Annotated in this window: 1 protein-coding gene; it reads right to left on the reverse strand. The window is 64.5% G+C overall.

All coding sequences use genetic code 11. The features are described 5' to 3' along the window. On the reverse strand, window positions 1-349 hold a 349-nt coding region (locus tag HALO32_RS17855), incomplete at both ends, for a DDE-type integrase/transposase/recombinase (protein ID WP_151445252.1).

Consider the following 349-nt stretch of genomic DNA (forward strand, 5'->3'; position numbering starts at 1 on the left):
GTCGCCGACCGAGCCCATCGACGTCGCGATACCCGCTTCTCGACAACGCTCACTGAAGGCCAGCGAGGTATATTGCGCCCCTTGATCCGAGTGGTGGATGGCGCCGCGAGGCTTGCGTTGTGCCAGGGCCATCTCCAGCGCGTCCACCACCAGGCTGGCCCGCATGTGACTGGCCATTGCCCAGCCGACCACACGGCGGCTGAACACGTCGATGACAACGGCCAGGAACAGAAACCCGGCCCACGTCGGTACATAGGTGATATCGGCCACATAAAGCTCGTCAGGCCGCTGTGCAGTGAACGTGCGATCCACCCGATCAGGTGCCGGCCGCCGGCGTTCATCGCGCTCA

The sequence above is a fragment of the Halomonas lysinitropha genome (genome assembly GCF_902500215.1).
Lineage (GTDB): Bacteria > Pseudomonadota > Gammaproteobacteria > Pseudomonadales > Halomonadaceae > Halomonas > Halomonas lysinitropha.